Consider the following 10760-nt stretch of genomic DNA (forward strand, 5'->3'; position numbering starts at 1 on the left):
AGTTGTTTGCGCTCTTCTTCCTGTTTACGGCGTTGGTTAAGTTCGCGATCCCTTTCTGCTTGTTCAAGCCGGGCTTTTTGGGCTTGCTCTTTAGCCTCATCAACGGCCGCTGTCTTATTGTGATGCTGTTGTTTGGCTTGTTTGTGTTTTTCCGATTTGACGGTTCTTGCCTGTCCTGTGCTGACCAGGCCGGATTTTAGCAATTGTTCCTGCAATGACAGTTTAGCCATAAACCCTACTCCACAGTCACCGATTTCGCCAGATTTCTGGGTTGGTCGACATCCGTTCCTTTCAGCACGGCGACATGATAAGACAACAGCTGCAAAGGTATGGTGTAAACGATAGGTGAAATCTCATTATCGACCTGTGGAATTTTTAATATTTGGACATTACTCTCTGTAACCGCTGACAAAGTCTCATCCATAAACACAATCAATTGACCGCCGCGTGCGCTGACTTCCTGCATATTGGATTTCAGTTTTTCCAGCAAGCTGTTATTCGGTGCCACGGTAATGACCGGCATGTCGGCATCAATCAACGCCAATGGCCCGTGCTTCAGTTCACCTGCAGGATAGGCTTCGGCATGAATGTAGGAGATTTCTTTAAGCTTTAATGCGCCCTCCATCGCTATAGGGTAATGTGTACCCCTGCCGAGAAATAAGCTGTGTTGTTTTTCTGCGAATTGCTCCGATAAGGCTTTAATTTGATCATCGAGCCGTAATACTTTTTCGATTTTGCCGGGCAACGTGAACAATTCCGAAGTCAACTTGGTTTCCATCGCCTCGCCTAATTGGAACCTTCTGCCCACCGCAATAACCAGTAACATCAAGGTAACCAACTGGGTCGTGAACGCCTTCGTTGAAGCGACACCAATTTCCGGCCCTGCGCGGGTCATCAGCACCAGGTCGGATTCCCTGACCAGCGAACTTTCCGGCACATTGCAAATGGCTAAAGAATGCTTGGCACCCAACTTTTTGGCTTCCAGCAATGCGGCCAAGGTGTCTGCGGTTTCACCCGATTGGGAAATTGTGACGACCAAGGTATCCGGTGCCAATACTGGATTTCGGTAACGGAATTCACTGGCGACCTCAATACTGCAAGGAACCCGCGCGAGTTCTTCGAGCCAGTACCGGGCAACTAACCCAGCATGGTAACTGGTGCCGCAAGCCAGTATCAGTATGGCTTTGGTGTTATCAAAAATGGCTGAGGCATTATGCCCAAATGAATTTTCCTGTAAGCGGTTATTGATGAAACGGCCTTCCAAGGTCTGTGAAATGGCAAAGGGCTGTTCATAAATTTCCTTCAACATGTAGTGGCGGTACTCGCCTTTTTCCGCCGCTTCCGCAGTCAGTTGGCTTTCCTTGATCGGCCTGCTGACTAGGTTGTCGCCCTTATCATAGATAACCAGATTATCGATACCGATTATCGCAATATCCCCGTCTTCAAGGAAAATAAAACGCTGGGTAACCGGCAGTAAAGCGGCAACATCGGAAGCAATGAAATATTCGCCAATACCGACACCAATCACCAAAGGACTGCCTTTTCTACAGGCAATCAAGGTATCGGGTTGATCCGTACACATGATGCCTAAAGCATAAGCACCTTCCAACTTTGTTAATGATTGTTTTACGGCCTTGACAAAATCACCTGATGTCTCAAGTGCGTCGAATATTTGGTGTACGATGACTTCGGTATCCGTTTGCGAGGTAAATTCATAGCCATCTTTCTGTTGTTGGCTTTTTAGCTGTTCGTGATTCTCAATGATGCCATTGTGTACAACAGTCACCCTGTGGCGGCAGATATGAGGATGTGCATTCGCCGTGCTGGGTTTTCCGTGCGTCGCCCAACGGGTATGGGCAATACCGATAGTCCCTGATATGGGGTCGGCTTCCAGCATGGCCTCCAGACCTTTGACTTTGCCCAACACCCGTTTCCGGTAAATCTCGTTGTTATGGATGACTGCCAAGCCTGCTGAGTCATAACCCCGGTATTCGAGCCGCTTAAGGCCTTCCAACAAAATAGGGACAACATTTCTTTGCGCTACGCCACCGACGATTCCACACATATTATTTTTCCTGTTAGCTTTCTTTTTTTTCTGGACGTTGCCATCCTGAAATCGAAACCTGTTTCACTCGGCTCAAGGTTAACTGATTTTCAGGGCTGTCTTTTGTAATGGTCGAACCTGCGCCAATGGTAGCATTTTTGCCAACCGTAACTGGGGCAACCAATTGCGTGTCCGAGCCGATGAACGCGCCATCTTCAATGATCGTCCTGAATTTGTTGACCCCGTCGTAGTTACAGGTGATCGTCCCGGCACCAATATTGACGCTGCTCCCCACGGTGGTGTCCCCAATATAACTTAAGTGGTTGATCTTACTTTTTTCTGCGACATGTGATTTTTTTATTTCCACAAAGTTGCCGATGTGGACATTATTTGCTAAAACTGTCTCAGGCCGTAATCTGGCATAAGGCCCGATCCGGCTGCCTTCGCCAATGACCGCATCCTCAATGACGCAATTGTCGAGAATTTCTACATGATCGCCTATGACAGAATTTTTAATCCGGGTATTCGCGCCTATGGTCACATTACTCCCTATTTTATTGGTTCCCTCTAAGATAACGTTGATGTCTATCTCTATGTCCTGTCCTAGCGATTCAAGGGAACCCCTTAAATCAAACCGTGATGGATCGCGCAAGGTAACGCCTTGCTCCATCAAATTAACTGCTTGTTCCTGCTGGTAGACCCGCTCCAGATGGCTTAGTTGCATGCGGTTATTGACACCCATGACTTCATCTTCAGAGCCCGGCTGATTGGTGATAACTTTGATTTTTTCGCAGACGGCCATTTCGATGACATCAGTCAAATAATATTCACCCTGGGCATTATTATTCTCGAGCCGACCCAACCATGATTTTAATTTGTCGCCTTTCACCGCCATGATGCCGGTATTGACTTCCTTGATTAGCTTTTCGTCATTGGATGCATCTTTTTCTTCGACAATTTTTAATACCTGTCCAGAGGAATTCCTCACTATCCTGCCATAGCCTTTAGGATCGGTAAGATTAACCGTGAGCAATGCTAGCGACTTGTCGCCTACGTTTGCCAACAGCGCCTTTACTGTTGACAACTTGAGTAAGGGGACATCCCCATACAGTATAAGTACGGTATCCGTATCGGCTATTTGGCCGGTAACCTGTTGTACAGCATGACCTGTGCCTAACTGTTGTTTTTGCTCTATCCAACTGGCACCCAAATGTTTTAGGCTTTCCCTAACCAGTTCAGCGCCATGCCCATAAACAATCTTGATTTGGTTATTTGCCAATTGGTTGCTCATGCTATAGACATGCTCTAATAAAGGCCAGTCGGCAATTTTATGCATAATTTTGGGAATTTCTGAGCGCATGCGTGTGCCTTTGCCCGCAGCCAGAATGATGGTGGTAATATTCATTGATCCCCCTAAACTAAAAAGCCCGACAACGAATCCAGTAGCTATCAGGCTTATACGTGGATTTTTGGAACAGCGCCTCAGGTGGATTGTTTAGCCACCGCGCTTTCTGAGCCGGTCTAACGTCCTTAATTGCATAATCGCTTCCGCCAGTTGCGCCTGGGCGGTTGCGTAATCAATCTTGCCAGATTTGTCAGCCAAGGCTTCCTCAGCTTTTGCTTTCGCTTCGATGGCGGCGGCTTCATCTATGTCTTTGGCCCTGATAGCCGTGTCTGCCAGCACAGTGACTAAATGCGGCTGTACTTCCAGCATTCCACCGGAGACATAGAATGGGTAGCTTTCAGTATCACTGACTTTTACGCGAACTTCACCTGGCTTTAAACGGGTTATGAACGGCGCGTGTCGAGGTGAAATACCCACTTCGCCTAATTCGGCAGGGGCAAACACCATTTCTGCCATTCCGGAAAATATCTCCTGCTCTGCACTAACGATGTCTACATGTACGGTCATAACGATAATACTCTTTGATGAAAGCTTAACTATACATTCTTGGCTAATTTCATGTTTTTCGCTTTTTCCAGCGCTTCATCTATCGTGCCAACCATATAAAACGCCTGTTCGGGGATGGCATCATATTCCCCGTCAATAATGCCCTTAAACCCTGCTATCGTATCTTTCAGGGAAACATACTTACCTGGGGAACCGGTAAAAACTTCGGCAACAAAAAACGGTTGCGACAAGAATCGCTGCATTTTACGCGCCCTGACTACAATCAACTTGTCGTCTTCGGAAAGTTCATCCATACCCAGAATGGCAATAATATCGCGCAGCTCTTTATAGCGTTGCAAGATGCCTTGCACTTTACGGGCGACATCATAATGCTCTTGTCCGATGACCAGCGGATCAAGCTGGCGGCTTGTTGAGTCCAAAGGATCAATCGCAGGATAAATTCCCAGCTCGGCGATTTGACGGGACAACACCACCGTCGCATCCAAATGGGCGAATGTGGTTGCCGGAGAAGGGTCGGTCAGGTCGTCCGCTGGTACGTAAACCGCCTGGATTGAGGTGATAGAACCAGTCTTGGTTGAGGTAATACGTTCTTGCAGCACTCCCATTTCTTCCGCCAGTGTCGGCTGATAACCCACCGCAGATGGCATACGGCCCAATAACGCAGACACTTCTGTTCCTGCCAGCGTGTAACGGTAGATATTGTCAACAAAAAACAAAACGTCACGGCCTTCATCACGGAAATATTCCGCCATGGTCAAACCAGTCAAGGCCACACGCAGCCTGTTTCCAGGCGGTTCGTTCATCTGTCCGTAAACCAGGGATACCTTGTCGATAACGTTGGAGTCCGTCATTTCGTGGTAGAAATCATTCCCTTCACGAGTCCTTTCACCGACACCCGCAAATACGGAATAACCGCTATGTTCGATAGCGATATTACGGATAAGCTCCATCATGTTAACGGTTTTGCCTACACCAGCGCCACCGAACAAGCCTACTTTGCCACCTTTGGTAAAGGGGCAAACCAAGTCTATGACTTTAATCCCGGTTTCCAACAATTCATTAGCTGCCGCTTGTTCCGCATAAGTAGGCGCTTCCCGGTGTATGCCCCATTTTACTTTTTCACCAATAGGGCCTTTTTCGTCGATCGGTAGCCCCAGCACGTTCATAATACGGCCTAATGTTTCCTGGCCTACAGGCACGGAAATAGGCGCGTTCGTGTTTGTCACTGAAAGACCTCGTTTTAAACCGTCCGTGCTCCCCATAGCAATGGTTCTTGCCACACCATCACCGAGCTGTTGCTGGACTTCCAGCACCAAATCTTTGCCTACTACGTTTAACGCATCATAAACCTTAGGCATGTCTTCGCGGGAAAATTCCACGTCGACAACCGCGCCTATGATCTGAACGATTTTACCCGAACTCATTGAGTTGTCCCCTTAATTAATAATTCGCTTTTTCATACGCTTAAACCGCTGCAGCACCGGCAACAATCTCTGAAATTTCTTGAGTAATTGCGGCTTGCCGTGCTTTGTTATAAATTAGTTGCAATTCTTTAATAAGACTTCCGGCATTATCCGAAGCGCTCTTCATCGCCACCATCCGCGCAGCCTGCTCACAAGCATTATTCTCCACCAACCCTTGGTAGACGATAGATTCTATGTATCTGGTCAGCAAATGGTCGAGAACTTCTTTGGCATCGGGCTCGTAAATGTAATCCCAGTGTCCACCCAAGGTTTCTTCGATTTGATCGGCAACAACAGGTAACAATCTAGTAATGGAAGGCCGCTGCGTCATGGTATTGACGAATTCGTTGTTAACTACATACAGCTCGTCTATACGCCCTTCGCCATAAGTATCCAGCATGATTTTGATAATGCCGACAATATCTTTAAGGTGCGGCGTATCGCCCAGTTTGGTGACTTGCCCAACCAAATTTGTTTTCAGGTTACTAAAGAAACCGGAAGCTTTTGTGCCTATCGCGCAAACATCAATCTCGATACCGGCCTTATCCCATTCTGTGAGATGGGCCAGGGTTTTTCTGAACAGGTTTGCATTCAGCCCACCGCACAATCCCCTGTCCGAACTGACCACAATGATCCCCACGCGCTTGACTTCGCGCTGAATGAGAAAACTGTGCTTATATTCAGGATTGGCGTGTGCCAGATGTTTGATAATCTGGCCAATCTTTATTGAATATGGCCGCGTTGCTTGCATCCTGTCCTTGGTTTTGCGCATTTTACTGGCCGCAACCATTTCCATCGCACGCGTGATCTTTTGCGTATTTTTAATACTGCCGATCTTAGTCCGTATTTCTTTACCAACAGCCATCAGAAGACCTTTTTACCAACTGTGCGTTTGAATGAATGTTTCAACAGCCTTCTTCATGCCTTGTCTTATTTCATCGGAATAATCGCCGGCCTTATTGATGGTGTCCATCAAGGTAAAATGTTCCGATTTCATATACGTATGTAATGCCGCTTCAAAAGCGAGGACTTTGTTAACTTCCACAGTATCCAGAAAACCCTCATTAGCGGCAAACAGCGACATCGCCATCTGGGCAACAGACATAGGAGAGTACTGGTTTTGCTTCATCAATTCAGTCACCCGTTGACCACGCTCTATCTGTTTTCGTGTGCTTTCATCCAAGTCCGAAGCAAATTGCGCGAACGCAGCTAACTCACGGTATTGCGCCAAATCCAAACGGGTTCCACCGCCCAGTTTCTTGATAATCTTGGTTTGTGCAGCGCCACCGACACGGGAAACCGATAAACCGGCGTTCACAGCAGGCCTTATGCCAGAATTAAATAAATTAGTTTCCAGGAAGATCTGTCCGTCGGTAATGGAGATGACGTTGGTGGGTACGAAAGCTGTCACGTCGCCACTTTGGGTTTCGATGATTGGTAATGCTGTGAGCGATCCGGTCTTGCCCTTCACTTTTCCCCCGGTCAGTTTTTCGACTTCGGCGGCATTAATGCGAGAGGCCCGCTCCAGCAAACGGGAGTGCAGATAAAATACGTCGCCTGGATACGCTTCGCGGCCTGGCGGACGGCGGAGCAATAACGATACCTGGCGGTAAGCCCAGGCTTGCTTGGTCAAATCATCATAAATAATGAGTGCATCTTCACCACGATCCCTGAAGAATTCGCCCATCGAGCAACCTGTATAAGGTGCGATAAACTGCAAAGCGGCCGATTCAGAAGCAGAAGCCACGACAACAATCGTGTGTTCCATGGCGCCATGTTCTTCCAGTTTGCGGACTACATTGGCAATGGATGAACGTTTTTGCCCAATCGCCACATAGATACATTTTATGCCTGTACCTTTCTGGTTAATGATGGCATCGACGGCGATAGCCGTTTTCCCAGTTTGGCGGTCGCCGATAATCAATTCGCGCTGGCCTCGGCCTATTGGAATCATCGCATCAATAGATTTCAACCCTATCTGCACCGGCTGGTCTACCGATTGCCGGGCAATTACCCCTGGGGCAATTTTTTCGATGGGCGAAGTTTCCGTGGTATCAATAGCGCCTTTGCCGTCTATGGGGTTACCCAAGGCATCAACAACCCGTCCTAATAAAGCCCGTCCAATAGGGACTTCCAGAATTTTTCCCGTACACTTGACGGTATCGCCTTCTGAGATGTGCTGATAAGCGCCCAATATGACCGCGCCCACGGAATCCCTTTCAAGGTTGAGCGCCATGCCAAAGGCGTTACCTGGGAATTCCAGCATTTCGCCTTGCATCGCCTCAGACAGGCCATGAATTCTCACAATACCATCGGTCACACTGACGACAGTGCCTTCCGTGTGGGATTCTGCGCTCAGATCGAAGTTTTCGATCTTCTTTTTTATCAGGTCACTGATTTCAGATGGATTTAATTGCATGTTCTATTTCTCACTCTCACTGTAGAGCCTTTCGCAAGTTTTGGAGTTGGCCTCTAATGGAACCATCAATAACCCGGTCGCCTGCGCGTACCAGGACACCGCCTATCAATGATTTATCCAGGGTCACATTCATGTGAACTTTTTTGCTTAATGCTTTTTCCAAAGTGGCGGCAAATTTCTGTTGCGCCTCTTTGGTAAAAGCGAAAGCGGTCAATACTTCGACCTCAATATAACCTTCATCTTCTGCCCTAAGTTCTTCAAACTGTTTGGCGATGTCTGGCAATAATGCCAACCTATTATTTTGCAACAACAGTTTCAGAAAATTGGCGCCTTCTTTGTCGATGTGTCCGTGACAAACGTCGAGTACCATTTCTGTAAGCCTACCTTTCTTGACCTTTGGATTATTGACCAGGGCTGACATTTCTTTGCTGTCCATAACCGCCGACATGAAAGCCAAGTTTTCCGACCACTTTGCAGTGGCGGCAGTTTCTTTAGCCCGCTTGAATACCGCCGAAGCATAAGGCCTAGCTAATGTTGCCAATTCGCTCATTATCTGGCCTTATAGCCTGTTGGAGATTTTTTCTACAATCTCTTGGTGTTTGGCTTTGTCGATTTCTGCGGCCAAAATTTGCTCGGCCGCACTGACGGCCAATGCGGCCACTTCCTTACGCAAAGTGTCCTTGCTTTGCTGGATTTCCTGATCGATTTGCGCTTTAGCCGCAATAATTAGGCGATCCCCTTCTTTTTTGGCCGTGCTTTTTGACTCTTCAACAATCTCGTTAGCTTGCCTTTGCGCCAGGCTTACAATTTCAGATGATTGGTCTTTAGCGGTTTTTAAAACACCTATGGCTTTTTTCTCAGCCAAGAGCATTTCTTCCTGGCCTTTTTCAGCCGCAGCCAAACCGTCGGCAATTTTCTTTTTACGTTCTTCTAAGGAGTTAAATAATGGCGGCCAGATGTACTTCATGGTAAACCATACCAGAAGTGCAAAGGTGATTATTTGACCAATCAGAGTAGCATTGATACTCACGATGTGTTCCTCTTGTGAATGTTATATTAAGCTGGTGGTTAACCCGCTGCCGCAGCTTGCACAGCTGACAAGAATGGATTGGCAAACGTAAAGAACAGGGCCAAGCCGACACCGATCATGGTCACCGCATCCAGCAAACCCGCAACAACGAACATTTTCACCTGCAACATAGGCACCATTTCAGGTTGGCGAGCGGCACCTTCCAGGAATTTTCCGCCTAACAGACCAAAGCCTATAGCAGTTCCCAAAGCACCCATGCCTAAAACCAGACCAACTGCAATCGCAGTCATACCTTGTACATCGGCTATTAATTTAGCAATTTCCATGACAACTCCAAAACGTAGTGTAAAAAATAAAAAAGTACAAAATTATTTAGTGGTATTCGTGCGCCATACTCAGGTAAACGATGGTCAATACCATGAATATAAAGGCTTGAAGAGTGATAATTAAGATATGAAAGATAGCCCAGGGGAAACTTAACACAGGCTGAAGATAACACGGCAGCAAGGCAATCAACATGAAAATCAATTCACCCGCATAAAGGTTACCGAATAGCCGCAGCGCGAGTGAAATCGGTTTCGCCAGATATTCGACAAAATTAAGTATAATGTTAAAAGGTATTGCCAACCAATGATTAAAAGGATGCAGCAACAATTCCTTGGAAAAGCGCCATACGCCTTTAATTTTTAGGTTGTAGAAAATAATGAGACAAAATACTGATAGGGATAAGGCAAAAGTCGCGTTCAAATCTGTGCTCGGGACAACCCGCAAATACGGGATTCCCATAACCGAACCCACGGAAGGCAATATGTCCACGGGAAACAAATCCATGAAATTAAACAGGAAGACCCAACAAAATATTGTCAGCGCGAGCGGGGCAATCACCTTGCTATGCCCATGAAAGCTATCTTTGACTTGCCTATCGACAAATTCAACCAGCATTTCAGCGAAATTTTGCGCCAATCCAGGAACGCCTGGACTTGCGCTTTCTGCCGCCTTCTTAAAAAACCAGACAAACAGCGAACCTAAAACCGCCGAAAAAAACAGGGTATCCAAGTGTAAAGTCCAGAAGCCCTCACCTACGCTAAGCGGGGTTAAATGGTGAATAATATAACCGGTTGCACCTTCGGCGACGTGAGCTTCGGTTGCCATTGATCCTCTCAAAAATATTCAGCGCAGCCTGATTAAATTCACTGCATCTTAATTAAATTCAACGCAGCCCTATAATTTCAACGTATTAAGAGCGCAAACCAAAAAACCGATAAGGCAGCAATATATCCTGCCAACAGCGGTAAAATTTCGATGCTTGGGATTTGAAATATCAAAATGAACAGCGCCACTGTTAACAACAACTTCACTGATTCACCCACGTAGAAAGACCTTAAAATCTTTCTGGCTTCTTGCTCCGCAGATCCAGATACCCGCAATGCAAAATACAAATTTGGAATGAAGGCCGCCAACCCACCTAATGTTGATGAAAGGGCTTTTTGCCATCCACCAACAACAAAGCCGAAGCTTACTACCATAATTATCAAAACTTGATAACCCAGTATTTTAGCGACAGTAGTCGAACCGCTAGCTGTCACGTAACTCTCCAAACACTTAAGTCGACGAATTATATCTGTCAGGATGCACTAAATCAAGGTAGATAAATAACAACCAGACCCGGTGATTGATTTAGCTCTTAGCTATTGCCGTTTATCTGAATTAAAAACTTGCCGGAAGTTTTTGGCCTTATCCAAACTAATATGAGAGTATTTACCTAAAGATAGATAATGTTTTTTCTTGATAAGCCCGGAATACATGGGGTTGCGTTAGGTAAAACCAAAGCTTGATGGTTGCATTGAACAGGCCTTCGCAATGGGCGACCACTTTGGTGCGCCGTGTCATCC

The 10760-nt window shown here is 46.6% G+C and carries 12 protein-coding genes; all 12 read right to left on the reverse strand.

Annotation, left to right across the window (positions count from 1 at the left end; genetic code table 11):
• On the reverse strand, positions 1-230 hold a 230-nt coding region (locus ACLQ6D_RS01775; protein ID WP_411725541.1), incomplete at its 3' end, for a DUF2058 family protein.
• 5 nt (positions 231-235) lie between these two features.
• Positions 236-2065 carry a glutamine--fructose-6-phosphate transaminase (isomerizing) gene (gene glmS / locus ACLQ6D_RS01780; RefSeq protein ID WP_411725542.1) on the reverse strand — a complete coding sequence of 610 codons (1830 nt, stop codon included), beginning with the start codon at positions 2063-2065 and terminating at the stop codon, positions 236-238.
• Between the two features lie 13 nt (positions 2066-2078).
• Positions 2079-3449 carry a bifunctional UDP-N-acetylglucosamine diphosphorylase/glucosamine-1-phosphate N-acetyltransferase GlmU gene (glmU, locus tag ACLQ6D_RS01785; protein WP_411725544.1) on the reverse strand — a complete coding sequence of 457 codons (1371 nt, stop codon included), beginning with the start codon at positions 3447-3449 and terminating at the stop codon, positions 2079-2081.
• A 90-nt stretch (positions 3450-3539) separates the two neighbouring features.
• Positions 3540-3962 (reverse strand): F0F1 ATP synthase subunit epsilon, encoded by a 423-nt coding sequence (locus ACLQ6D_RS01790; protein WP_411725552.1) that lies wholly within the window; start codon positions 3960-3962, stop codon positions 3540-3542.
• A gap of 23 nt (positions 3963-3985) precedes the next feature.
• Positions 3986-5380, reverse strand: a complete 1395-nt coding sequence (gene atpD, locus ACLQ6D_RS01795) for a F0F1 ATP synthase subunit beta (RefSeq protein ID WP_411725545.1) — start codon at positions 5378-5380, stop codon at positions 3986-3988.
• Between the two features lie 40 nt (positions 5381-5420).
• The gene (atpG, locus tag ACLQ6D_RS01800) at positions 5421-6284 is read right to left on the reverse strand and encodes a F0F1 ATP synthase subunit gamma (RefSeq protein ID WP_411725546.1); all 864 of its coding nucleotides are present in this window, start codon (positions 6282-6284) and stop codon (positions 5421-5423) included.
• A gap of 12 nt (positions 6285-6296) precedes the next feature.
• A complete protein-coding gene (gene atpA / locus ACLQ6D_RS01805) occupies positions 6297-7838 on the reverse strand; it encodes a F0F1 ATP synthase subunit alpha (protein WP_411725547.1) in 1542 nt (513 codons plus the stop codon).
• Between the two features lie 16 nt (positions 7839-7854).
• Positions 7855-8388, reverse strand: coding sequence for a F0F1 ATP synthase subunit delta (locus ACLQ6D_RS01810; RefSeq protein ID WP_411725548.1), 534 nt, complete (start codon positions 8386-8388; stop codon positions 7855-7857).
• A 9-nt stretch (positions 8389-8397) separates the two neighbouring features.
• Positions 8398-8868 carry a F0F1 ATP synthase subunit B gene (locus ACLQ6D_RS01815; RefSeq protein WP_411725549.1) on the reverse strand — a complete coding sequence of 157 codons (471 nt, stop codon included), beginning with the start codon at positions 8866-8868 and terminating at the stop codon, positions 8398-8400.
• Between the two features lie 38 nt (positions 8869-8906).
• Positions 8907-9194, reverse strand: coding sequence for a F0F1 ATP synthase subunit C (atpE, locus tag ACLQ6D_RS01820; RefSeq protein ID WP_027148646.1), 288 nt, complete (start codon positions 9192-9194; stop codon positions 8907-8909).
• 46 nt (positions 9195-9240) lie between these two features.
• Positions 9241-10020, reverse strand: a complete 780-nt coding sequence (atpB, locus tag ACLQ6D_RS01825) for a F0F1 ATP synthase subunit A (RefSeq protein ID WP_411725550.1) — start codon at positions 10018-10020, stop codon at positions 9241-9243.
• Positions 10021-10097: 77 nt separating this feature from the next.
• Positions 10098-10454, reverse strand: a complete 357-nt coding sequence (locus ACLQ6D_RS01830) for an ATP synthase subunit I (protein ID WP_411725551.1) — start codon at positions 10452-10454, stop codon at positions 10098-10100.
• Positions 10455-10760 lie beyond the last annotated feature (306 nt).

Source organism: Methyloglobulus sp., assembly GCF_046714055.1.
In the GTDB taxonomy this organism is placed as follows: domain Bacteria; phylum Pseudomonadota; class Gammaproteobacteria; order Methylococcales; family Methylomonadaceae; genus Methyloglobulus.